Genomic DNA, 23,796 nt, shown 5'->3' with positions numbered 1-23,796 from the left:
AAGGAGGAGGTCACCATGAAATTAACTGGAAAGCAAACCTGGAAGTTTGAAAATCCTTTATTTGTTCATTCAAGTGGAACGGCTGTAGGACCTAAAGAAGCTGAAGGACCATTAGGGCAGCTTTTTGATATAAAACATAAAGAATTACACTGTGATGAAGACAATTGGGAGTTAGCAGAAAGAAGGTTAATGGAACAAGCTATTGAACAATGTTTAAAAAAAGGAAATAAAACATCAGACGATATTGACCTATTTCTTGCAGGCGACTTACTTAATCAAAATGTAACGTCCAATTATGTTGCAAGACATTTAAAAGTTCCTTTCCTCTGTATGTTTGGAGCATGTTCTACTTCAATGGAAACGGTCGCATTAGGTTCGGCATTAGTTGATGGTGGCTTTGCTAGCAATGTACTTGCAGCAACAAGTAGCCATAATGCTACAGCTGAAAGACAATTTAGATATCCTACTGAATACGGGGGACAAAAGCCTGATACTGCAACCTTTACTGTTTCAGGTTCTGGGGCAGTTTTAATTAGTAAAGAAGTTAGTAATATTAAGATTACATCTGCAACGATAGGTCAAGTTGCAGATCTTGGAATTTCCGATCCGTTTGATATGGGTTCTGCAATGGCTCCAGCAGCTGCAGAGACCATTTCTCAACATTTATTAGATTTAAATCGGACACCGGATGATTATGACATGATTTTAACAGGTGATTTATCAAGTGTTGGAAGTCCTATTGTTAAGGAATTATTAAAAGAAGAAGGCTTTGACGTTCATAATAAACATAATGATTGTGGACTAATGATTTATCGACCTGATCAAAAGGTTTTTGCTGGTGGAAGTGGTTGTGGATGCTCTGCTGTTGTTACTTACGCCCATATATTTAACGAATTACAAAAAGGTAATCTAACTAGAGTCTTAGTTGTTGCCACTGGTGCTCTTCTTAGTCCTACGATGATTCAACAGAAAGAAACAATTCCTACGATAGCTCATGGAGTTGTTTTTGAAAGAACAGATAGAGGAGTGAATAGCTAATGGAATATTTATTAGCTTTTGTTGTAGGAGGAGCAATTTGTGTTATAGGCCAATTGCTATTAGATATTTTTAAGTTAACACCAGCACACGTTATGAGTTCCTTTGTTGTATCAGGAGCAATATTGGATGGCTTTGGGATTTACGACAAATTAATTGAATTTGCGGGAGCTGGAGCTACAGTACCAATCACTAGTTTTGGTCATTCTTTACTTCATGGTGCGATGGAACAAGCGAATGAACATGGATTTATTGGAATTGGAATTGGGATTTTTGAATTAACTTCTGCAGGTATTTCTTCGGCAATTTTATTTGCTTTTATTATGGCTATCATTTTCAAGCCGAAAGGATAGGATAAACATTGACAAAAAAAAGAAGGGTCATTCTTGTAACTGATGGCGATGAGTATGCTGCAAAAACAATTCAATATGTAGCGTCTGAAATAGGTGGAAGGGCGATATCTCAATCACAAGGAAATCCGACCACTTTAACAGGATCACAAATTGTTCAGCTCATTCTCAAAGCAAAGAATGATCCTGTTTTTGTAATGTTTGATGATTGTGGTTTGCTAGGAGAAGGTGCTGGAGAAACAGCATTAAAATATGTTGCAGAGCACTCTGAGATTGAGGTGCTAGGTATTATCGCAGTTGCATCGAAAACACATCAAACGGAATGGGCAAAAGTAGATGTAAGTATTGATCGCTTTGGAGAGTTAACAGAGTATGGTGTAGATAAAAGTGGTTTAAAGGACCTTGAATTAGGAAGGATAAGCGGTGACACTGTCTATTGTTTAGATCAATTAAATGTGCCTGTTATTGTAGGGATAGGAGATATTGGAAAAATGGCTAGAAAAGACAGTGTGAAGAATGGATGTCCAATTACATTAAAAGCTGTTGAATTAATTTTAGAAAGGAGCGGATATGATGACGACAAAAAGTAAATACCCTATATCAGGAAATCTTGCAGAGAACGAGAAGTTCTTTAAGGAACATGTAGGATTAAACACTAGTTTTGATCTTGGTATTAGAAAGTTATTTATAATGGACTATCAAGTTAATATGTATTTTCTAAATGGCTTATGTGATACAGCTTATATTGTACAAATTTTAAATAAGATAACTGCTATAAGTGATAATGAAGTGGATCATGTCAAGTTCAAAGAGATATTAGAAAATCGAATAGTCAATCAATCGGTTGAAAAAATTAAAACATTGGACGAAGTTGTTGATCAATTACTTTCTGGTTTAATTATCTTTCTTATTGAAGGAAGTGACTACGGACTCGTAGTTGATGTCAGAAGTTACCCAGGAAGACAACCTCAAGAGCCTGATACAGAAAAAATTGTTCGTGGATCAAGAGATGGATTTGTTGAAAATATTATTGTAAATACAGGACTAATTAGACGAAGAATCAGAGATGAACGATTACGATATGAAATGTTAAAAATAGGTGAGCGCTCTAAAACCGATGTTTGTGTTGCTTATGTAAAAGACGTTGCAAATCCAGAATTGGTAAAAATTATAAAAAAAGAACTAGAATCTATCGAAATTGATGGAATAACAATGGCTGACAAATCAGTTGAAGAGTTTTTAGTTAAACAAAGCTTTAATCCCTATCCATTAGTGCGCTATACTGAAAGGCCTGATGTAGCAGCAAATCATTTATTAGAAGGTCATGTGTTAGTTATGGTCGATACATCGCCAAGCGTAATTATTACACCAACAACAATGTTTCATCATGTACAGCACGCTGAGGAATATCGCCAAGCACCGGCTGTAGGAACATTACTTAGATGGGTACGTTTTTTAGGTATTATCGCATCTATCTTTCTTCTTCCATTATGGTTTTTATATGTTTCAGAACCATCCTTACTACCGAAGGAAATTGCGTTTATAGGACCAAATGAAGAAAAAAACATACCAATAGTTATCCAAATTTTTCTCGCAGATTTTGGTATAGAATTTTTAAGGATGGCTGCTATACACACACCAACATCACTTTCGACTGCAATGGGATTAATTGCTGCTGCGTTAATAGGGCAAATAGCAATTGATGTTGGATTATTTGTTCCAGAAGTTATATTATATGTTGCGATCGCAGCAATTGGAACATTTGCTACACCTAGTTATGAGCTTAGTGGAGCAAATAAAATTGCTAGATTGTTGTTATTAATAGCAGTGGCAATGTTTCAGTTAGAAGGTTTTATAATTGGTAGTACAGTCTTTATTTTACTTCTTGCAAGTATTAGATCACTAAACACTCCTTACTTATGGCCTTTTTTACCATTTAATGCAAAGGCTCTGTGGCAAATTATTATTCGTACATCTGTACCTGGTGCGAAGCTGAGACCTAGTATTGTACATCCCCAAAATAGAAAAAAACAGTCGAATTAGGTAAAGTGACATTGAAAGAACCCCTCTTTTATGATATTGTATCTTTAATTTAATGCAGATTTACAGTTATAACAGACAGTTAGGACCATTAGGTGTTAACTGTCTACTTTAACATGTTTAAGTGTGAATAGAACGAGAAAATATACGTGGATTTAGATCTAGAAGAGCCTAGTTTTAGAAAGAGGGGAAGCAAGTTGTTCTTACATGGTACTAGTAGAATTAATGAAAAAGGGCACTTAGAAATAGGTGGAGTTGATACAATAAACTTAGCAACTAAATATGGAACACCACTCTATATTTATGATGTTGCTTTAATAAGAGAACGTGCTCGTAGTTTTAAACAAGCTTTTGAAAAAATGAATGTGCGTGCACAAGTAGCATATGCAAGTAAAGCTTTTTCTTCTATAGCAATGTTTCAGTTAATAGATCAAGAAGGTTTATCATTGGATGTAGTGTCAGGTGGAGAATTGTATACAGCCATTGCTTCAGGATTTCCTCCGTCACGAATTCATTTACATGGTAACAACAAAAGTCGAGCTGAATTAAAAATGGCTTTAGAACAAAAAGTTGGATGTATTGTTGTTGATAACTTCTATGAAATCGAATTGTTAGCCGAGCTCTCAAAAGAGTATTCAACAAAAGTTCCAGTGCTTTTACGTGTTACACCTGGTGTTGAAGCACATACACATGATTATATTACAACAGGTCAAGAAGACTCGAAATTTGGATTTGGTTTGTTAAATGGACAAATTGAGCAGGCAATTGATCAAGTACTAAAAATTGATAACATTCATCTATTAGGTATTCATTGTCATATTGGTTCACAAATCTTTGATACTGCTGGTTTTGTTCTTGCTGCAGAACGTGTTTTTTCTAAAATACAAGAATGGCAAAAACAGTTTTCTTTTATTCCAGAAGTCGTGAATTTAGGTGGAGGCTTTGGAATTAGATATACTGAAGAAGACGAACCACTTCCGGCAACATACTATGTAGAAAAAATTGTAGAAGCTGTAAAAAAACAAGTGAGTGAAATGGGTATCATGATGCCTGAAATTTGGATTGAGCCAGGTCGCTCACTAGTAGGCGATGCAGGAACTACTTTATATACAATTGGGTCCCAAAAAACTGTACCTAATATTAGGGAATATGTTGCCATTGATGGTGGAATGAGTGATAATATTCGTCCGGCATTATATCAAGCAAAATATGAAGCAGTATTAGCTAACAGAGTAACTGAGAAGCATGAGAAGTCAGTTTCCATAGCAGGGAAATGCTGTGAGAGTGGTGATATGTTAATATGGGATCTTCCTTTACCAGAAGTGAAACCTAATGACATTCTCGCTGTATTTTGTACGGGAGCATATGGCTATTCAATGGCGAATAATTATAATAGAATTCCACGTCCAGCTGTTGTTTTCGTTGAAAATGGGGAAGAACAGCTTGTTATACAAAGAGAAAGCTTTGAAGATCTGTTAGTTAATGATCTTCCATTGAAATCGAAAGTTACACAACAGTAGATTATTTAAATAAGGTTAGGTTATTCTGCTTTTTTTTCTAAATAAAGCCGGTAGACAACATATGTCTACCGGCTTTTAGTGTGGGTCACGCCCTTAGTATTTTGGAGCAATAAGAACGGAAGGATAACTAACTTATCAAGAAAAAGTGCATATACTCATTATTTCATGCATTTTGTTCATTGTTGTTTGTGAAAATCGAAATAACTGCGTCCCATAATGCAATAAAGAATTCTTTCACTTGCTGTAAAAAAGATTGACCTTCTTCAGAATTTAAGAAGTTTGTAATTTTATCTTTTGTTTGTTCAAGTTGCTGTCCAACTTGGTTCCAATCAATGTTAAGTTCTTTCATCTTGTTAAAAAGATTAATTAAGCTGTTAATATCATCTTCTGATAATGTGATACCAAGCTCATTTGCTGCATTTTCAATAAGAGTTCGAAGATCTGCCTCTGTTTCAGGTACACCATTTTTAGCAATTTCATCTTTAATTTTTGCCATGAGTGCAGAGGCATTTTCTGCTCCTACTTCATCACCTAGCTTAGCTGTTGTGACTAACTCTTCATTTGCAACTTGTTTTACATCTTCAGGAATCACTTTATCTGAAGAAATTTCATAGGCTTTTATTAAACCTGTTAATGCTGCAGTTCCCGAAACTTCAAAAGGTGCTGTTACATAGATTGAAGCATCTTTAATTCCAGCGGTCATAAGTGCATTTAAATACATTTCATCAGTTACCCAATTGATATTTTTAGTAGTGACTTCAAGTCCTGACCCTGCTTTTTCAATAGTAATACTAGTAGAAGAGATGGCTTTTGTGCCAATTGTAGCTTTTGGGATATATTCACCTAAATATTGATGCTCTTCCTCGTTAGACACCGTAAGAATTTGGTCTTGCTCAGTTGCATTCATTTCTTTTAAAAGTGTTTGCTTTTGCTGTTCTGTTAAATTTTCTCCAAGTGTGATTATCATGTCTCCAACAACTGCATCAGCAAAGCTTAGAGTTGGAAAAGATAACAAAAATATAGCCATTATGGTAATCATCGTTTTTTTCAAATTAAAGACCTCCGTGATTTACTTCACTTTAAATTCTATCACATCTATTATAGAGCTTTTTCTTAATAGTCAATACCCTATTTTTGTTAAGAAGTGTTAAAAAGGAAAATTAGTTACTAATCTTTTTAAACTTTATAGGTTGATCTATTTGGTGTTTGCATCTTAGTTATAGTAGAATAGATAGGTGTTCATGTCTATTAGACGTATAATACTTATTGGAGGTTTCATACATATGAAAAAAGCGCAAATTACAATGGAAAATGGAGATACAATTGGAATTGAGTTATATCCAAACGAAGCACCTGGAACTGTAGCAAACTTTGAGAAATTAGCAAACGAAGGATTCTACAATGGCTTAACTTTCCACCGTGTTATCCCTGGTTTTGTAGCACAAGGCGGTTGTCCTAATGGCACTGGAACAGGTGGACCTGGTTACTCAATTAAGTGTGAAACACAAGGAAATCCTCATAAACATGAAGCTGGCTCGCTATCAATGGCACATGCGGGTAAAGATACAGGTGGTAGTCAATTCTTTATCGTTCACGAACCACAACCACACTTAAACGGTGTTCATACAGTTTTTGGGAAAGTAACAGATAATCTTGAAGCAATTTATAACATTAAACCAAATGATGTGATGAAAGAAGTAAAAATCACAGAAGAATAAGTTTTTAAGCTGTACCTGAACATTATAGGTGCAGCTTTTCTTATGATTTTTCATTTTCTAGGTTTCAACTAGGTAGTACCGAGAGTAGAATATCGTGCTGTTTTTTGAACTTTATTAATATTCTCAGGAGGTTAGCGACTGAATGTAAAGGATATCGACAACCATGTAAACAAGAGCTAAATTAAAAAATATGACATAAAAAAATCTTAAATATTGCAAGAAGCTCATTATACAGATAAAATAAATTTATAGTTGTTGTTTAATTGATATGAATTCGACAGTAGAAACTAGTTGTTGGAAAGATAATCGACAATGTTATCGTACACATGTCCAGTTAACAACTAACTTAAAATTTCATATTTCGTTTTTACATTCTTCGGGGCAGGGTGAAATTCCCTACCGGCGGTGATGAGTTGTATTTTGTACACTTCTAAGTCCGTGACCCGCTTTCAAACATGTTAGCGGTGGATCTAGTGAAATTCTAGGGCCGACAGTTATAGTCTGGATGGGAGAAGAATTGCGCAATTTTCTTGCGGTGTATTAAATTCTTTTTAAAAAGGAAATTTAATACTCTTATTTGACATACTCAAATATCAATTACTTAACTATTAAAGCCCTAAGTCTAAGACTTTGGGCTTTTTATCGTTTAGGAAAAAATAAAATTCTTGATCTGTGGATAAGTTTATAGACATCTCGTTAGCACGTAATTTCTGTAGAAAAGTCGGTTGCCTAGTTGAATTTATGGATTTTTTCAAGAGAAATAAATTATTTTTGAAGGAAAGATTGCAAACTATCGACTTGGGTTTGTCGTCACAATTTCTCAATGCGTTGTTACACGGGTATCTATTTAGTTTACTTACTACAACAAGAATGTCTTTTACTTAATCAGGTAGAATAAAGTGGAGAAATGAAAAATAGATCGCAATCCACGAATAGGCCAAAATACTTCATGTAAACGATAATATGACAATTAATATAGGGAGGAATTTAAAAGGAAAAGCACATTGTAAAGTGAGGGATTTATTTGTTTACAGGAATTATTGAAGAAATAGGATCAATTAAAAAGCTTCAAAGCTCTAAAGAAGCAATAGTGTTCTCGATTGAAGCAAAAAAAATAATGCATGATATCAATCTAGGTGACAGTATAGCTGTGAACGGAGTTTGTTTAACAGTAACTGAATATAATGAAGGTTCTTTTTCGGTCGACGTTATGCCGGAAACTGTAAAAAGCACATCTTTATCACAATTAAAGCAAGGCTCAAAAGTGAACTTAGAAAGAGCAATGGCAGCCAATGGTAGGTTTGGTGGTCATTTTGTGTCAGGTCATGTTGATGGAACCGCTCAAATTATTAAAAAGCAGCGATTCTCAAATGCGGTGTATTATGATTTGAAAATTGCTGAAAGTCTAACAGATACACTGATTCATAAAGGATCTATAACAATAGACGGCATAAGCTTAACGATTTTTGGTTTAGACAAAGAAATAGTATCAATCTCTATCATTCCACATACCTTAACTGAAACAATTTTAGGATCTAAGGATGTTGGGGACATTGTTAATATCGAATGTGATATGGTTGGTAAGTACATTAAGAAATTCGTCAATCAACAAATAACTCCAAAAAATTCTTCTTTAAGTAAATCATTTTTAGAAGAAAATGGTTATGCTTAATTGTTTTAAAGCTTTTATTTGATAGGGGGTATTTATATGTTTCACACAATAGACGAAGCAATAGCAGACTTAAAAGAAGGTAAAGTTGTCATAGTTGTGGATGATGAAGATCGTGAAAATGAAGGAGATTTTGTTTCGTTGGCTGATCGCGTAACACCTGAAACAATCAACTTTATGATAAAACACGGTAGAGGTCTAGTTTGTGTTCCCATTACAGAAGACCAAGCTAAGAAATTAGATTTGACACCAATGGTAACACAAAATACAGATCCACATGGAACAGCTTTTACAGTCAGTGTAGATTATAAAACAAACACAACTGGGATAAGTGCATTTGAGCGTGCTGATACTGTTAAAGCACTTTTATCAGAAGATGTAAAGTCAGCCGACTTTAAGCGACCAGGTCATACTTTTCCGCTTATTGCAAAAACTGGTGGTGTGTTAAGACGCGCCGGTCATACAGAAGCTGCAGTAGATTTATCTCTTTTAAGTGGTGGTAAACCTGGTGGTGTTATATGTGAAATTATTAAAGAAGATGGAACAATGGCAAGAGTACCAGATTTATTAATTCTTTCTGAAGAGCTCAATTTAAAAATTATTACAATTAAAGACTTAATTAAATATCGAAACAGAACAGAAAAGTTAGTGAAACGCGAAGTAGAAATAGATCTTCCAACAGAATTTGGTTCTTTTAAAGCGATTGGTTATTCGAATACGTTAGATGAGAAAGAACACGTTGCTTTTGTTAAAGGTGATATAGATTCAAGTGAAGATGTGATTGTAAGAGTTCATTCTGAATGTTTAACAGGTGATGTATTCGGTTCTTACCGATGTGATTGTGGCCCTCAGCTACATGCTGCACTCACACAGATTGACAAAGCCGGTAAAGGTGTTCTGCTTTATATGCGTCAGGAAGGTCGTGGGATTGGTCTTCTTAACAAGATGAAGGCATATAAGCTTCAGGAAGAAGGATACGATACAGTCGCTGCAAATGAAAAATTAGGCTTTGCTCCTGATTTAAGAGATTATGGCATAGGTGCTCAAATTATTAAAGATTTAGGTATACAAAAAATGAAATTATTAACTAACAATCCTCGTAAGATTGCTGGGCTAGAAGGATATGGATTAACGATAGTTGATCGTATACCAATTCAGATGCCTGAAAGAGAAGAAAATAAACAATATCTTCGTACAAAGTATGAAAAGCTAGGTCATTTTTTACACTTTTAAAAAAGCTCTTTTCTGAAAGAATGTTGCTAATTAACCTAATTTCCTGTTAGTAACAATGTTTTTATTATATATAAGTACTATTCTAAGAAGAAAAGATGCCACTAGACTTTATATAGTGCTGTTTTCTTAATATGACTAAAAGCAACAAAGTTTACGAAAATAGCCTTTTAAAAAACAAATATGGAGGAATTAATATGAAAACATTTGAAGGACATTTAATTGGTAGTGGTTTAAAAGTTGCAATCGTGGTAGCTCGTTTTAATGAATTTATTACATCTAAACTTCTTGGTGGAGCAGAAGATGGGTTAAGAAGACATGGGGTTGAAAATGAAAATGTAACCATTGCATGGGTTCCAGGGGCTTTTGAATTACCATTAGTTGCAAAAAAATTAGCGGAATCAGGTAAATATGATGCAGTCATTACATTAGGTACTGTTATTCGTGGTGCAACAACTCACTATGATTATGTATGTAACGAGGCAGCTAAAGGTGTATCACAAGCATCTTTAACAACAGGTGTGCCAGTTATCTTTGGTGTTTTAACAACAGAAACAATTGAGCAAGCAGTGGAAAGAGCAGGAACAAAAGCAGGTAATAAAGGTTATGAAGCAGCTGTAACAGCTATTGAAATGGCTAATTTACTTAACTCTTTTGAGTAATTTACGTAAAAGTGTTTAAAAAAGATAGAAATCTGTATATAATATCTTGAGAAGAACTTTATAATTAGCAAATACACAATTACATTTTTAGCTATATCTATTTAAAATTATGGTAAATGGCAAGTAATAACCGTCAGTCAAAAACCGATTTGTATCATTTCAACATGTAGAACATAAGGAATTTTACTTATCACAAGTTGCATTTTTCTGGGGAATGTTTTTCTTCCAGGAAAAGGGAGCTATTTCGTTAATGAGGGGTATATATGTTAATTCGCTATAAAAAAAGTTTTGAGAAGATTGCCATGGGACTATTGTCTTTTATGCCAGCAGAAAAAGATATAAAACAATTGCAGCAAACGATAAAGCAGTATGAAGTTGAAGATAACTGGCAGCTGTTTTTGTGGAAATATGAAGAAGATATCATTGGTGCAATTGGCGTTATATTCAAAGGAGAAGATTTTGTAGAAGTTCAGCATATTACTGTGAATCCATCTCACCGTCATCAAGGTGTTGGGAAGACAATGTTGAATGCGATCACAGATCTTTACAAAAACAAAACTGTTGTTCCTAATGAAGACACTAAGGCTTTCTTTGAAAAATGTTCGAATGAGTCTACTCAAGATTGTGAATAATTAAAAACAAGCCATAAAATGATTTATGGCTTGTTTTTAATGTGATGAATACCTTTATTTCTTAAAGCTTCGTTTTTTTAGCTGAACCTCTCGTTCGGATATAACCTCAGATCTATCTCGTTTTGTATGTTTGTGTATTAAATACTCATTATTTAAGTCGCTCTGCTTCCCCCAAATAAGGTTTTCTTTATAACACCGATCTAAACATAATGTTTCTAACTGCTTATCAAGAATAGGTAAATTAAAACTATGATAAGGTTTATAATCCATGATTTCCTTTTGTCTTTGTTTTAATAGCTTAATTAACTTTTCACTGTCTAAACCTAAGTTTTTAAGCATTTTCTCTTCACTTTCAAGTAGGTGGATTGAATTAGAAATCATTCGATTAGCTCCTGAAAAGTTGTTTCTTCTTTGATGGTAAAGCCCTACTGCAACCTGTATGAGTCCGACCCAATAGTTTTTCCGTGCTCTGGGTGGATCTTTTTTCCAATGCTCTTCGAGAACCTCATGACATTCAAAATAATCTCGTTCACAATGAAAGTAAATGAGATAATCGATATATGCCGAATCATACGTATTTATAGGAATTCCTCCTTAAAATCCATTTTTGAATAAGTGTATCATATATTGAAACAATTTTTTGATGTTAATATGTATTGAAAAAAGCTGCTGATAGTTCAGCAGCTTTAATTAATTACTATAACCAAGCAGCGCCAACGATTATTAATAAAATAAACAATACAACGATTAACGCAAATCCTGCTCCATAATTATATCCTGCTTCACCCATGATGAATTCCTCCTTAATGTTTAGCTATTACAATTTATAATATATGAGCAAAACGCTGAGTGGTATAGGCTGATGTCTAGATTCATCAATTTTGTTGAAGAAATTTTTTGTCATACCTTAAGAAAAATTAGAGGGTGTCGAATAATGTCTAATCTATGATAAATCTTAGGTGGTGATAAATATTTCTTAACTGAAAAAATTATAAAATGAGCTAACTTTTAAGGGATTTTCCATAAACAAACTATTTGCGAACATATCTTTTAGCTCTTCCTTTGGTTGAAGTACTTAGCCTCATAATTAGGGTCTCACGGATTATATTTTGGCAACTTTATTGACTAAAGTTAAAAGGACCATTAACAAACTTATCTTCAGGCTAGCATAAGAAAATTGGCAGGTTACTGAGACTTGTTTATAAATAAATATTGGACATGTTGAAAATTTATTCTATACTATATGTTGGCTAGTTGTAAGAATGGTGGGATAAATATTGCAATATCATGTGAAAATTGATGCGTTTGAAGGACCTTTGGATCTTTTATTACATTTAATTAATCGTTTGGAAATTGATATATATGATATACCTGTATCGGAAATTACGGAGCAATACATGTTATATATTCACACAATGCAGGAGATGCATCTTGATATAGCGTCAGAATATTTAGTGATGGCAGCTACTTTGCTTTCTATTAAAAGTAGAATGTTATTACCGAAGCAAGAGGAAGAATTGTTTGATGAAGAATTCGGTGATGAACCTGAAGAAGATCCTCGTGAAGAGTTAATGCAGCGACTTATTGAGTATCGTAAATATAAGGAAGCAGCAGAAGATTTACGAACTCTTGAAGAAGATCGTTTACAGGTTTATACAAAGGCTCCTAGTGATCTGAGTGAATATGCAATTGAATCAACGAATCATATGGAGTCCTTAAATGTATCAATTTATGATATGTTAGGTGCTTTTCAAAAAATGCTTCGCAGGAAAAAAATTCAAAAACCAGTTCAAACGACAATCTCAAGACAAGAAATACCGATTGAAAAAAGAATGGAAGAAATATTAATGGACCTTAAAACAAATCCAGGTAGACGTAAATTCACCGACTTATTTACATCAAATAATAAAGATCATTTAGTTGTTACATTTTTGGCAATATTAGAATTAATGAAAACACATTCAATATTGATTGAACAAGAAAATAATTTTGCAGACATTTTTATAATGGGGAGTGAGTAGTATCATGTCCTTAGGAGTTATTGAGTGGAATTCAATTGTCGAGGCTCTTTTATTTGCTTCAGGAGATGAGGGGCTTTCTCTTAAGCAGTTAGTTACAGTATTAGAGTTAGAAGAGCAAGAGGTCATGGACATTTTAGGAGAGCTTTCTTCGAGCTATAAAGAAAAAAAACGAGGAATTGAATTAGTAGAAGTGGCAGGACATTATCAACTTACTACTAAAAAAATCCATGCTTCTTATTTGAAAAAATTAGTGGAATCTCCAGTAAACAGCTCATTGTCACAAGCTGCGCTTGAAACATTAGCGATTGTTGCATATAGACAACCGATTACAAGAGTAGAAATTGAGGAAGTACGTGGAGTGAAAACAGAAAGACCAATTCAAACTCTCGTATCAAAAATCTTGATCAAAGAGGTTGGAAGAGCGGAAGGTACAGGTCGTGCGATTTTATATGGAACAACAAGAGAGTTTCTTGAATATTTTGGCCTGAAATCAATTAAAGAGTTACCGCCGCTTCCGGAGAAAACAGATGATGATTTTGAACAAGAAGAAGCTGATTTGTTTTTCGAGAAGTTTAATGAAACATTAGAAGATCTATAATAAAGGCTCTTTTCTGAACGATTGTTGCTATGTAACCAAAATATGAAATAAAAACAGTGTTTTCCCACTAGGGTACTATTCTAAGAAGAAAAGATGTCACTAGACTTAATACAGTGCTGATTGCTTAGGGGATATAAAAGCAACAAAATTTGCGAAAACAGCCATAATAAAACTTAATGAACAAACCTTAGCCTGATAAAACATTGATTTTCACACTAAAATCAATTGATACTATCAGGCTTTTTTATATTGGTGAATTAATTGACGATCAGTTTCTAGTCAAAAGGAAGAATTGAAACCTTAGTTGTAAATTGAATTTTTTATCATAAGCTTTGTCCACCTGCATAAACTTGTACAAAACAAGTAAGGGGACGTGGATGCATTATGTTGCAAATAAAGAAAATGACAACAGGGGTATTGATCATTTTATTTCTTATTACTTTACTCCCACACCAGACTTCAGCTATTGGCGTAAGTGCACAAACTGCCATTTTAATAGATCAAGAATCTGGTAGAGTATTGTATGAAAAAGATGCTCACAAAAAAATGAGAATTGCAAGTATCACAAAGATAATGACAGCGATCTTAGCTATTGAATCTGGAAAACTAGATGAAATGGTCACAGTGAGTGATCGAGTACTTAAAGCTGAAGGATCGGCTATATATCTTCAAAAAGGTGAAAAAATTAAATTAGAGGATTTAGTTTACGGATTAATGCTTCGTTCTGGAAATGACGCGGCAGTAGCAATTGCTGAGCATGTTGGAGGAAGTCTTGAAGGATTTGTTGTCATGATGAACCAAAAAGCAGAAGAGATAGGTATGACAAATACTGTGTTTGCTAATCCACATGGACTTGATGATCATGAAAACCATTTTTCAACTGCCTACGACATGGCGATTTTAACTCAATATGCAATGAAAAATGAAACTTATCAAAAAATATCAGGTACTGAAACACATCGTGCGCCAAACCCTAATGAAAAATGGGACAGAGTATGGCATAACAAAAATAAATTATTAACACAACTTTATGAATACAGCACTGGGGGGAAAACAGGATATACTGTTCGAGCAAAAAGAACGTTAGTATCAACTGCATCAAAAGATGGCTTTGACACAATTGTTGTCACTTTAAATGATCCTGATGATTGGAAGGATCATATGAATCTTCACAACTATGCATATAGCCATTTTGAGTTAGTAAAGTTGAAGAATGAAGGTACGCTTAAAGGAATAGACAATGAGTTTTATAAAAATAAGGTTTTTATCGAAAGAAATGTTACGTATCCTTTAACAAAAGAAGAACAGGAGAAAGTGAACATTGGTTTAAAGTTACAAAAACCAAGTGAAGAGTGGAAAAGGGAAGACAAAGTACCAAATGTAGTTGGAGAATTACAAGTTAAATTAGACGAAAGAAAAATTGCGGAAATTCCCATCTATTTTGATAATGGAAACGTTGAAAAGCCAAAAGGTTCATTTTGGGAATTGTTTAAAAATCTATTTTTCGCTGTATCTGGTGTGAAGTAATATGGTGAATATAATTTGGGTCATGTTAACGGTTATAGGTATAGTATTTGCCATGTTTAATGGAACAATGGAACAGGTAAATGAAGCGATTTTTAAAGGTGGTAAAGAAGCAGTTACAATCTCTATAGGATTTATTAGTGTTTTAGTATTTTGGCTAGGACTAATGAAAGTTGCTGAAAATGCAGGATTATTAGAAAAGCTAGGAAATTTATTCAAACCAATTGTGACACGACTTTTCCCAGAGGTACCGCCTGAACATCCAGCGATGGGATATATGCTGTCTAATATGATGGCTAATTTATTTGGTTTAGGAAATGCAGCAACTCCATTAGGGATAAAGGCCATGGAACAATTAAAGGTGTTAAATGGCAATTCAGATAAAGCGAGTAGGTCGATGATTACATTTTTAGCAATTAATACTTCAAGCCTAACACTTATACCTACAACCGTAATTGCGATTATGATGACCTATGGATCTTCTTCACCAACTAGCATTGTCGGACCTACATTAATTGCAACATTTTTATCAACAACTGGAGCAATTGTCATAGATCGTTACTTTTATTATAGGAGAAAGAGAAAAGGGTGATTATACATGGGGATCATTGGTGTAATATCATTATGGATCATACCTGTAATTATTGGCTTCATATTAATTTATGGAACATTGAAAAAGGTTCCAACTTATGAGTCATTTGTAGAGGGGGGAAAAGAGGGGATAAATATCTCTTTTTCCATTATTCCTTATTTAGTAGGAATGTTAGTAGCGATTTCAGTGTTCAGAGCATCTGGAGCATTAGAATTTTTGATGAATTTTATGAAACCTGCTCTGGAAGTTTTAAATATACCTGCTGAGATTGTTCCTTTGGCCTTCATTCGTCCAATATCTGGTACTGCAGCATTAGGTTTAACTTCCGATATTATCTCAACTTATGGACCAGATTCATTTATCGGTATGTTAGCAGCAACGATGCAAGGTAGTACAGATACCACTTTATATGTACTTACTGTATACTTTGGAGCAGTAGGAATTAGAAGAATGGGTGATGCATTAAAGGTAGGATTACTAGCAGATTTAGTAGGAATTATTGCAGCTATTGTGGTTGTTACATTAATGTTTTCATAATCAAAATGAAATTTATATAGAATTCTTAACTCGGCTCATGTCTTGCCGGGTTTTTTTGTTTGTAAGGAAGAGATAGTAATAGTTAAGAAGTCAATCAAACAAGTATAAGATGTGGTAGTTTTACTTAATGGCTCTGTTAAACTTTGTTGTTGATTTCCGTTGCAGGCATTCGCTTTCCGCGGGCGGTCCGGGAGCCTCCTCGGCGCAAGCGCCTGTGGGGTCTCCCTTTGACACGCTTCTCCCGCAGGAGTCTCATGCCTTTCACTCCAATCAACAAAGTGCTAAAAATCAACATTAAGCATTAACATAGTCTACTTAATAAATGGTGAGATAGTATATTGATTCATAATTATGGTATGATAGGAAAGCACATTTTCACAACTTTTGCTTTTATCCTTTACATAGAGTGAAAGTGATTTTCAGTATAGCAGGTAATTGAGATACTAAAGAGTTTTAAAAAGGTCATTAGTTATAAATACAACATAAAAACCTGTTTGATTATAAATTGTCGAAACTTGTGAAAATAAAATGAAAAAAGTAATATATTATAGAGGTGAAAGAAATGGAACGCTTACAAAAGGTAATTGCTCATGCTGGTGTAGCTTCACGACGAAAGGCAGAGGAATTAATTTTAGAAGGTAAAGTGAAGGTTAATGGTAAGACTGTAAAAGAATTAGGTACAAAGGTTTCGGATAATGACCGAGTTGAAGTAGAAGGAATTCCATTAGAACGTGAGGAACCTATTTATGTTATTTTATATAAACCAAGCGGTGTCATTTCTGCTGTTAAAGATGATAAAGGAAGAAAGGTTGTCACAGACTTCTTTCCTTATATAAAACAACGAATATATCCAGTTGGAAGATTAGATTATGATACATCTGGAATTTTGCTACTAACGAATGATGGTGAATTTGCTAATATTCTTATGCATCCACGCTACGAGGTTGATAAATCTTATGTGGCAAAAGTAAAAGGAATTCCTACTCGTGAAAAGATTAAGCAGCTAGAAAGAGGCGTTATGCTTGAGGATGGGAAAACAGCTCCTGCACATGTGAAGGTTTTATCAGTGGATAAAAAGAAAAACACGAGCATTATTGAAATTGTTATTCATGAGGGACGTAATCGTCAAGTAAGACGTATGTTTGAAGCAATTGATCATCCTGTTCAAAAGTTAAAACGTGAAAAATTTGCTTTTCTTAATCTTAGTGGCCTTAATACAGGGGACTCACGAGAGTTAACACCACATGAAGTGAAACAGTTAAGATCTCTTGCACAGCATGGAAATAAATTAAAATAATTTTCACATAAACTTCAAAAAATCCTGACAAGCATATTGTACGTTAATGTTATAATTATTTAGAATGTCTAAGGAGTAGGAGAGTGTGAAATGAAGAAAAAACGCTTACTCATGCGCTCTGTCATATTAATCTTATTAATTGGTGCATTAGGATACACATTATATTCGAATTTTTTTGTAAGCAAAGAAAGAGTGAAGGTTGGAAGTGAAGCACCTGACTTTGTTTTAAAGGATTTAGAAGGAAATAAACATCAATTATCTGATTACAAAGGAAAGGGAGTTTTTCTCAATTTCTGGGGTACTTGGTGTGAGCCATGTGAACGTGAAATGCCTTATATGGATAACCAGTATGCATATTATAAAGATCAAGGTGTTGAGGTGTTAGCCGTTAATATTGCTGAATCAAATATAGCGGTGCAAACATTTATTGATAAACATAATCTATCATTTCCAGTTATTTTAGACAAGGATAAACAAGTGCTAAATGCTTATGGCGTCGGTCCTTTACCAACAACCTTCTTGATTAATCCAGAAGGTAGAGTAGAGGCAATTACTTCAGGCACATTAACTGAAAGAATGATAAGAGATTATATGGAACAGATTAAACCTTAAAATGGGGAGTTTTTTAGCATGAACAAGGTTATGTGTGAGTGTGGTCATGCAAATCCAGAAGGAACCCTAATGTGTGAATCATGTGGGAATCCAATAGGTGAAAAAGAGAGAAATGAACCTAAGAAATTATTGGATATGAAGTATGAAGGATCTGCTAGACGCTCTCAAACTTATAAGAAAACGATCGTTGATAAAATATGGAACTTTTTTTCATCGGTTAAGGTCGGAGTTTGGTTAATTGTTTTAACGCTTATCGCATCAGCTTTAGGTACTGTTTTTCCTCAAGAGATGTATATACCACCAACATCTACCGCATCACAATTTTATAAAGATGAATATGGTATCTTAGGTCAGCTGTACTATGAATTAGGTTTTCATAATTTATATGGCTCATGGTGGTATATGATTTTAGTAGCTTCTATTGGTATTTCACTAGTTATTGCTAGTTTAGACCGTTTTGTTCCACTTTACCGTGCTTTAAAAAAGCAAGGTGTAACAAGACATGAATCATTCATGAAGCGTCAAAGATTATATAGTGAAACACAAACGGAAGATTATGATTCCCAACAAATAAAAGAACGACTTGTTTCTAGTCGATATCGTGTTAGAGAAGAGAATGGAAATATCTTAGCAGAAAAAGGCCGTTTTTCAAGATGGGGCCCATATGTAAATCATTGTGGTCTTATTATCTTCTTATTTGGTGCAATGCTTCGTTTTGTTCCTGGTATGTATGTTGATGAAGTTCTTTGGGTAAGAGAAGGGGAAACAGCAGTTATCCCTGGAACTGAAGGTCAGTATTACTTAAAAAACGACGATTTCATTATGGAAGTTTACGAGAAAGACAAAGAAAATGAAGTGTTCGAAGATGCGATTAACCGTGTTGGAGATGGTTCAGTTGTTAAAAACTTTCAATCGAATGTCGTATTATATGAACGAACAGGTGAAATAGTTCATGGTGCAGAGCCTGAGTTAAAAGAAATAAAAAAAGAAGAGATTAGGGTTAACGAACCATTAAAGTTTGATGCTTTTTCTCTTTATCAAGTAGATTATAAATTAAATGAGCTCAATAAAATGAAATTCAGTTTAATAGATAAGGAAACAGAGGAAAGCTTTGGGGAATTAACAGTAGATTTATTAGATCCTGCCAAAGAATACGATCTTGGTAATGGGTATAAGGTACAGCTAGCAACATATCTTCCTGATTTTTACTTTGATGATGAAGGTGTACCGGCTACAAAAACACGGATACCAAATAATCCTGCTTTTGTTTTTAAAATGTTCACACCAGAAACTCCAGAAGGTGAATCTAGTTTTGTTGCTATACAGCAGAATATAGAGCCTTCAGGTAATAACCAGTACAAAATGATCTTTCAAGGTGTAGAAACGAAGGATTTAACAGCACTAACTGTTAGAAAAGATATGACATTATGGTTCTTAGGTATAGGTGGCGCAATCTTTATGATTGGTGTTATCCAAGGAATGTACTGGAATCATCGTCGTATCTGGATTAAACTTCATAATGATACTGTACTTGTTGCAGGACATACAAATAAGAACTGGTATGGACTGTCACAAGAAATAAACAAAGTATTAAAAGATACGCCATTAAAAATCCCAAATGATCAAAATGAAAAACAATAATGTTTTAGGGAGGGGAAAACATGGCTGCACTGAGTGCTACTTTTTTAGAGATTGCATTTATTATTTATTTAGTAGCGATCTTTTTATTCGGTGGATCAATCCGAGATAAACGTAAAAAAACAGATAAAATGAGTAAATGGACAATTTTAGCTGTTGCTACAACAATTCTTGGCTTTGTTTCACAATTAGGTTATTTTATTACAAGATGGATTGCATCAGGACATGCTCCTGTAAGTAATCTTTTTGAATTTGCGACAGCGTTTGGGATGATGCTTGTCTTTGCTTTCATTATTTTATTTTTTATTTACAAAGTAGCTATATTAGGATTATTTACTTTACCAATTGTAGTTTTAATTATTGCTTATGGAAGTATGTTTCCAACAGATATAAGTCCACTTATACCTTCTCTTCAAAGTCATTGGTTATATATTCATGTAACAACTGCGGCTTTGGGACAAGCAATTTTATCTATAAGTGCTGTAGCAGGTATTATTCATCTTGTTACAGTTGTTGATCAAAGTAAGGCATCAAAGAAAACATTCTGGCTTGAAGCCATCATGTATGTTCTAGTTATTACACTAGGTTTCATCATTGTTACAAGTACATTCAAAGGTCTTGATTATTCAGCAGAATTTAATTGGATTGATAAAAAAGATCAAGAAGCTGTTATGACATTTAATATGCCTGCTTTAGTAGGACCTAATGAAGGTGAATTACTAACAGAAGGGAAATTCCAGCCAATCATTGAATTACCTGCGATTATTTCAGCTGTGAAATTAAACACTGTGATATGGTCAATTTTTGTAGGGTCCATTCTTTATGGGTTATTCAGAGTTGTGTTTCGTAAGCGAATTTCTGCATTGATTAAACCATTCACAAAAAATGTAAATATAGAGCTTGTCGATGAAATTGGATACCGATCTGTTGCGATTGGTTTCCCGATATTTACTCTTGGTGCATTGATTTTTGCCATGATTTGGGCACAAATTGCTTGGACTCGTTTCTGGGGCTGGGATCCTAAAGAAGTTTGGGCACTTATTACTTTCTTATTTTATGCTGCATATTTACATCTTCGTTTATCTAAAGGATGGCATGGTGAAAAATCTGCATGGCTAGCCGTAGTTGGCTTTGCTATTATTATGTTTAACTTTATATTTGTTAACTTAGTTATTGCGGGCTTGCATTCTTATGCATAATAGGTTGTAATAACATCATACTAGTTGAATAATTCTGTAAGTAGCATATTAATAGTAATAACACTGCTATAAAAGCCTTCACTCTTGCAGTGAAGGCTTTTATTCATATGTACTTATATTATTTGATAAGATAGGTGTAATAAGTAGAAATAGTAGGGAAAACAAAAAAGATATTATTTATCTCATACATAAGGAGTGTTCTTAATGGAAGAGAACCAACATGCAAAAATATTAGTTGTTGATGATGAAGATCGAATCCGACGTTTAATAAGAATGTATTTAGAGAGAGAGAATTATGAAATTGAAGAAGCTGAGGACGGTCACCAAGCATTAGAGATGGGGCTAAATACGGAATATGATCTAATTATGCTAGATGTCATGATGCCAGGTATCGATGGAATTGAAGTTTGTCGTCAGTTACGTGAAAAAAAGGCAACTCCAATTATTATGCTTACTGCAAAAGGTGAGGAAACAAATCGTGTACAAGGATTTGAAGTAGGAACAGATGATTATATTGTCAAGCCGTTTAGCCCTAGAGAAGTAGTGCTTAGAGTTAAAGCTCTATTAAGAAGATCATCTCAAACATCTTATTTAAAAACGGACACCAAAACTAAAAATGTCATCGTATTTCCACATCTCTCGATTGATCATGATGCACATCGTGTGACAGCCGATGGTACTGAAGTTAGCTTAACACCAAAGGAATATGAGTTACTTTACTTTTTAGCAAAAACACCAGATAAAGTTTACGATCGAGAAAAACTACTAAAAGAAGTATGGCAATATGAATTCTTTGGTGATTTGCGAACAGTTGATACACATGTTAAGAGGTTAAGGGAAAAGTTAAGTAAGGTTTCACCAGAAGCTGCGAAAATGATTGTCACTGTATGGGGAGTTGGCTATAAATTTGAGGTAAGCAATACATGATTCTTTGGCGAAGTGTAGTTGGAAAACTTTGGGGAACGATTCTTTTACTCGTTTCCTTTGTTTTATTTGTACTTACAATATTAATGCTTGAGTTCATAGAGAATTATCATGTTGATGAAGCTGAAAAAGAATTATCACAGCTTGCCAATAAAGTCTCAGCAATAATAGAAAGTCATGATGATCAAGATCTTGCAAGGTCTATATCATGGGAATTAACAGATAAAATGACTGATATATTGATCATTGAAGATGAAACACATTATTGGAAATCACCAGTTAAGACAGATGAAATAGCTCATCTAGATTTTGAAGATATTAAAAAGGATCCCATTCTTTATAAAATATTAACAAATCAGAAGAAAGTAAGTAAACGAACAAATATAAATTCGAATGATCAGTATGTAAATGGTGAAGACGAAGTGCTCATAGTTGGAGTGCCATATAAAGTTTCTGAAAATAAAAATGGAGCCGTTTTCATTTCGCAATCATTACAAGCTGTTCACGAAACAACGAAACATACAACAAAATATATCATTTTAGCAGCAGGAATTGCGATCATTTTAACAACGATCTTTGCATTTTTCTTATCTACGAGGATTACATATCCGCTTAGAAAGATGAGAGAAGTAGCTCAGGAGCTAGCAAAGGGGAAATTTGATACAAAGGTACCGATCATGTCTAATGATGAAATTGGTGAGCTTGGAATTGCGTTCAATCAAATGGGAAAACAATTGAAATTTCATATTAATGCTCTTAGACAGGAAAAAGAGCATTTGACGAATATACTAAGTAGTATGGCAGATGGTGTTATTACATTAAATATTGATGGAACGATATTAGTAACTAATCCCCCAGCAGAGAGATTTCTACAAGCATGGTATTATGAACAGGAAATGAAGGTTGAACTAGGTAAGGAGCTACCACCTGAAGCACAGGATCTATTTCATCGGGTAGTAAACACTGAGAAAGAACAAGTGATTGAAATCATGATTCAAGGTAGAAGTTGGGTTATTTTAATGAGCCCTTTATATAATCAATCACATGTACGTGGAGCTGTAGCTGTTCTTAGAGATATGACAGAAGAACGTCGACTTGATAAGCTTCGTAAGGATTTCATTGCAAATGTAAGTCATGAATTAAGAACACCTATTTCAATGCTTCAAGGGTACAGTGAGGCAATTGTAGATGATATTGCTAGCTCGGATGAGGAAAAGAAAGAAATCGCCCAAGTTATACATGATGAATCACTTAGAATGGGGCGATTAGTTAACGACCTATTAGATTTAGCACGAATGGAAGCAGGGCATATCTCTTTAAATCGGGAAGAAATCTCAATACCACAATTTATTGATAAGATAAATCGAAAATTTCAAGGCCTTGCCAAAGACAAAAAAATTGCATTAAACGCAGAGGTTTCTATAAATACATCAGAGTATGTATTAGATCCAGACCGAATTGAGCAAGTTTTAACTAATTTAATCGATAATGCGATTCGCCATACGTCTGAAAAAGGGACAGTACAACTTACAGTTGAAGAGCTTCAAAATGGACTCTCAATTAGTGTTCAGGATTCAGGTAGTGGAATTCCTCAGGAAGACTTACCTTTTGTATTTGAACGTTTTTATAAAGCTGATAAAGCAAGAACGAGGGGAAGAGCAGGGACCGGACTTGGTTTAGCGATTGTTAAAAATATTATTGAAGCACATAAAGGGAAAATTCAGGTTCATAGCAAATTAGATGAAGGTACGACATTTAGTTTCTTTTTACCAAAAAATATGCCAAAATCCGAATGAAATTTGACGAACAATCTTGTTTCATAAGAAACAATTAACATGTTTTGAATAAAGTTTATAGACAAAATTCTAAGTGCAGAATTTTGTTTATAAGCTTTTTTTCTTATGTATTGTTTATTTAGGCTCTGTTAAACTTTGTGGTTGATTTCCGTTACAGGCATTCGCTTTCCGCGGGCGGTCAGGAAGCCTCCTCGGCGCAAGC

The 23,796-nt window shown here is 34.2% G+C and carries 24 protein-coding genes and 1 riboswitch; of the genes, 21 read left to right on the top strand and 3 right to left on the bottom strand.

Translation table 11 applies throughout. The annotated features are described in order from the left end of the window. Positions 1-15 precede the first annotated feature (15 nt). From spoVAD to lysA, 5 genes are all read left to right on the top strand, one after another. The gene (spoVAD, locus tag LC076_RS06120) at positions 16-1,038 is read left to right on the top strand and encodes a stage V sporulation protein AD (RefSeq protein ID WP_226666948.1); all 1,023 of its coding nucleotides are present in this window, start codon (positions 16-18) and stop codon (positions 1,036-1,038) included. Next, positions 1,038-1,388 (top strand): stage V sporulation protein AE, encoded by a 351-nt coding sequence (gene spoVAE, locus LC076_RS06115; protein ID WP_226666946.1) that lies wholly within the window; start codon positions 1,038-1,040, stop codon positions 1,386-1,388. Before spoVAD ends, spoVAE begins: the two co-directional genes overlap by 1 nt. An 8-nt stretch (positions 1,389-1,396) precedes the next feature. After that, positions 1,397-1,975 carry a stage V sporulation protein AE gene (locus LC076_RS06110; RefSeq protein WP_226666945.1) on the top strand — a complete coding sequence of 193 codons (579 nt, stop codon included), beginning with the start codon at positions 1,397-1,399 and terminating at the stop codon, positions 1,973-1,975. Beyond that, positions 1,959-3,428, top strand: coding sequence for a spore germination protein (locus tag LC076_RS06105; protein WP_226666944.1), 1,470 nt, complete (start codon positions 1,959-1,961; stop codon positions 3,426-3,428). Before LC076_RS06110 ends, LC076_RS06105 begins: the two co-directional genes overlap by 17 nt. A gap of 194 nt (positions 3,429-3,622) precedes the next feature. Then, positions 3,623-4,945 carry a diaminopimelate decarboxylase gene (gene lysA / locus LC076_RS06100; protein ID WP_226666943.1) on the top strand — a complete coding sequence of 441 codons (1,323 nt, stop codon included), beginning with the start codon at positions 3,623-3,625 and terminating at the stop codon, positions 4,943-4,945. Between the two features lie 163 nt (positions 4,946-5,108). On the opposite strand, the gene LC076_RS06095 is transcribed toward lysA, so the two are convergent. Beyond that, a complete protein-coding gene (locus tag LC076_RS06095) occupies positions 5,109-5,996 on the bottom strand; it encodes a DUF1002 domain-containing protein (RefSeq protein WP_226666941.1) in 888 nt (295 codons plus the stop codon). Between the two features lie 232 nt (positions 5,997-6,228). Between LC076_RS06095 and LC076_RS06090 the strand changes: the two genes are divergently transcribed. From LC076_RS06090 to LC076_RS06070, 5 genes are all read left to right on the top strand, one after another. After that, positions 6,229-6,663, top strand: a complete 435-nt coding sequence (locus tag LC076_RS06090) for a peptidylprolyl isomerase (RefSeq protein WP_226666940.1) — start codon at positions 6,229-6,231, stop codon at positions 6,661-6,663. A gap of 368 nt (positions 6,664-7,031) precedes the next feature. After that, positions 7,032-7,184: riboswitch (FMN riboswitch) on the top strand. A gap of 503 nt (positions 7,185-7,687) precedes the next feature. Beyond that, complete coding sequence (gene ribE / locus LC076_RS06085) at positions 7,688-8,335, top strand: riboflavin synthase (RefSeq protein ID WP_226666939.1); 648 nt, start codon at positions 7,688-7,690, stop codon at positions 8,333-8,335. Positions 8,336-8,371: 36 nt separating this feature from the next. After that, positions 8,372-9,565: a bifunctional 3,4-dihydroxy-2-butanone-4-phosphate synthase/GTP cyclohydrolase II gene (locus LC076_RS06080; RefSeq protein WP_226666938.1), complete on the top strand. Its 1,194-nt coding sequence runs from the start codon at positions 8,372-8,374 to the stop codon at positions 9,563-9,565. A gap of 194 nt (positions 9,566-9,759) precedes the next feature. Beyond that, positions 9,760-10,224 (top strand): 6,7-dimethyl-8-ribityllumazine synthase, encoded by a 465-nt coding sequence (gene ribE, locus LC076_RS06075; RefSeq protein WP_226666936.1) that lies wholly within the window; start codon positions 9,760-9,762, stop codon positions 10,222-10,224. Between the two features lie 263 nt (positions 10,225-10,487). Beyond that, positions 10,488-10,856, top strand: coding sequence for a GNAT family N-acetyltransferase (locus LC076_RS06070; protein WP_226666935.1), 369 nt, complete (start codon positions 10,488-10,490; stop codon positions 10,854-10,856). A gap of 54 nt (positions 10,857-10,910) precedes the next feature. On the opposite strand, the gene LC076_RS06065 is transcribed toward LC076_RS06070, so the two are convergent. Both LC076_RS06065 and LC076_RS06060 read right to left on the bottom strand, forming a co-directional pair. Continuing rightward, the gene (locus tag LC076_RS06065; RefSeq protein WP_226667000.1) at positions 10,911-11,438 is read right to left on the bottom strand and encodes a DUF309 domain-containing protein; all 528 of its coding nucleotides are present in this window, start codon (positions 11,436-11,438) and stop codon (positions 10,911-10,913) included. A 115-nt stretch (positions 11,439-11,553) separates the two neighbouring features. After that, on the bottom strand, positions 11,554-11,646 hold the full coding sequence (locus tag LC076_RS06060) for a YjcZ family sporulation protein (protein ID WP_226666934.1): 93 nt from the start codon (positions 11,644-11,646) through the stop codon (positions 11,554-11,556). Positions 11,647-12,130: 484 nt separating this feature from the next. Between LC076_RS06060 and LC076_RS06055 the strand changes: the two genes are divergently transcribed. From LC076_RS06055 to LC076_RS06005, 11 genes are all read left to right on the top strand, one after another. Continuing rightward, a complete protein-coding gene (locus tag LC076_RS06055) occupies positions 12,131-12,877 on the top strand; it encodes a segregation/condensation protein A (protein WP_226666999.1) in 747 nt (248 codons plus the stop codon). 4 nt (positions 12,878-12,881) lie between these two features. Continuing rightward, on the top strand, positions 12,882-13,475 hold the full coding sequence (gene scpB, locus LC076_RS06050) for an SMC-Scp complex subunit ScpB (protein WP_226666933.1): 594 nt from the start codon (positions 12,882-12,884) through the stop codon (positions 13,473-13,475). A 384-nt stretch (positions 13,476-13,859) separates the two neighbouring features. After that, positions 13,860-15,002, top strand: coding sequence for a D-alanyl-D-alanine carboxypeptidase family protein (locus tag LC076_RS06045; RefSeq protein WP_226666931.1), 1,143 nt, complete (start codon positions 13,860-13,862; stop codon positions 15,000-15,002). Position 15,003: 1 nt separating this feature from the next. Next, entirely contained in the window at positions 15,004-15,591 is a 588-nt protein-coding gene (locus LC076_RS06040) for a nucleoside recognition domain-containing protein (protein WP_226666930.1), read from the top strand. A gap of 6 nt (positions 15,592-15,597) precedes the next feature. Further along, entirely contained in the window at positions 15,598-16,128 is a 531-nt protein-coding gene (locus tag LC076_RS06035; protein ID WP_226666929.1) for a spore maturation protein, read from the top strand. Between the two features lie 562 nt (positions 16,129-16,690). Beyond that, complete coding sequence (rluB, locus tag LC076_RS06030; protein WP_226666928.1) at positions 16,691-17,425, top strand: 23S rRNA pseudouridine(2605) synthase RluB; 735 nt, start codon at positions 16,691-16,693, stop codon at positions 17,423-17,425. A gap of 90 nt (positions 17,426-17,515) precedes the next feature. Next, on the top strand, positions 17,516-18,037 hold the full coding sequence (gene resA / locus LC076_RS06025; RefSeq protein ID WP_226666927.1) for a thiol-disulfide oxidoreductase ResA: 522 nt from the start codon (positions 17,516-17,518) through the stop codon (positions 18,035-18,037). 18 nt (positions 18,038-18,055) lie between these two features. After that, positions 18,056-19,678, top strand: a complete 1,623-nt coding sequence (locus LC076_RS06020) for a cytochrome c biogenesis protein ResB (RefSeq protein ID WP_226666925.1) — start codon at positions 18,056-18,058, stop codon at positions 19,676-19,678. A gap of 20 nt (positions 19,679-19,698) precedes the next feature. Beyond that, the gene (gene ccsB, locus LC076_RS06015; RefSeq protein WP_226666924.1) at positions 19,699-20,874 is read left to right on the top strand and encodes a c-type cytochrome biogenesis protein CcsB; all 1,176 of its coding nucleotides are present in this window, start codon (positions 19,699-19,701) and stop codon (positions 20,872-20,874) included. Positions 20,875-21,078: 204 nt separating this feature from the next. Next, positions 21,079-21,801, top strand: a complete 723-nt coding sequence (locus LC076_RS06010) for a response regulator transcription factor (RefSeq protein WP_226666923.1) — start codon at positions 21,079-21,081, stop codon at positions 21,799-21,801. Then, the gene (locus LC076_RS06005) at positions 21,798-23,594 is read left to right on the top strand and encodes an ATP-binding protein (protein ID WP_226666922.1); all 1,797 of its coding nucleotides are present in this window, start codon (positions 21,798-21,800) and stop codon (positions 23,592-23,594) included. The genes LC076_RS06010 and LC076_RS06005 overlap by 4 nt, the downstream gene beginning before the upstream one ends. Positions 23,595-23,796 lie beyond the last annotated feature (202 nt).

The organism is Metabacillus litoralis (assembly GCF_020524045.1).
GTDB classification, from domain to species: domain Bacteria; phylum Bacillota; class Bacilli; order Bacillales; family Bacillaceae; genus Metabacillus; species Metabacillus litoralis_C.
Note: the sequence above shows the minus strand (reverse complement) of the source record. Positions and strands in the feature narration are given on the sequence as shown.

Coding starts and splice junctions, on each gene's coding strand:
- spoVAD (WP_226666948.1), top strand. CDS start 16: ATGAAATTAACTGGAAAGCAAACCTGGAAGTTTGAAAATCCTTTATTT.
- spoVAE (WP_226666946.1), top strand. CDS start 1,038: ATGGAATATTTATTAGCTTTTGTTGTAGGAGGAGCAATTTGTGTTATA.
- LC076_RS06105 (WP_226666944.1), top strand. CDS start 1,959: ATGACGACAAAAAGTAAATACCCTATATCAGGAAATCTTGCAGAGAAC.
- LC076_RS06090 (WP_226666940.1), top strand. CDS start 6,229: ATGAAAAAAGCGCAAATTACAATGGAAAATGGAGATACAATTGGAATT.
- LC076_RS06080 (WP_226666938.1), top strand. CDS start 8,372: ATGTTTCACACAATAGACGAAGCAATAGCAGACTTAAAAGAAGGTAAA.
- ribE (WP_226666936.1), top strand. CDS start 9,760: ATGAAAACATTTGAAGGACATTTAATTGGTAGTGGTTTAAAAGTTGCA.
- LC076_RS06070 (WP_226666935.1), top strand. CDS start 10,488: ATGTTAATTCGCTATAAAAAAAGTTTTGAGAAGATTGCCATGGGACTA.
- LC076_RS06060 (WP_226666934.1), bottom strand. CDS start 11,646: ATGGGTGAAGCAGGATATAATTATGGAGCAGGATTTGCGTTAATCGTT.
- scpB (WP_226666933.1), top strand. CDS start 12,882: ATGTCCTTAGGAGTTATTGAGTGGAATTCAATTGTCGAGGCTCTTTTA.
- LC076_RS06045 (WP_226666931.1), top strand. CDS start 13,860: ATGTTGCAAATAAAGAAAATGACAACAGGGGTATTGATCATTTTATTT.
- LC076_RS06040 (WP_226666930.1), top strand. CDS start 15,004: ATGGTGAATATAATTTGGGTCATGTTAACGGTTATAGGTATAGTATTT.
- LC076_RS06035 (WP_226666929.1), top strand. CDS start 15,598: ATGGGGATCATTGGTGTAATATCATTATGGATCATACCTGTAATTATT.
- rluB (WP_226666928.1), top strand. CDS start 16,691: ATGGAACGCTTACAAAAGGTAATTGCTCATGCTGGTGTAGCTTCACGA.
- resA (WP_226666927.1), top strand. CDS start 17,516: ATGAAGAAAAAACGCTTACTCATGCGCTCTGTCATATTAATCTTATTA.
- LC076_RS06020 (WP_226666925.1), top strand. CDS start 18,056: ATGAACAAGGTTATGTGTGAGTGTGGTCATGCAAATCCAGAAGGAACC.
- ccsB (WP_226666924.1), top strand. CDS start 19,699: ATGGCTGCACTGAGTGCTACTTTTTTAGAGATTGCATTTATTATTTAT.
- LC076_RS06010 (WP_226666923.1), top strand. CDS start 21,079: ATGGAAGAGAACCAACATGCAAAAATATTAGTTGTTGATGATGAAGAT.
- LC076_RS06005 (WP_226666922.1), top strand. CDS start 21,798: ATGATTCTTTGGCGAAGTGTAGTTGGAAAACTTTGGGGAACGATTCTT.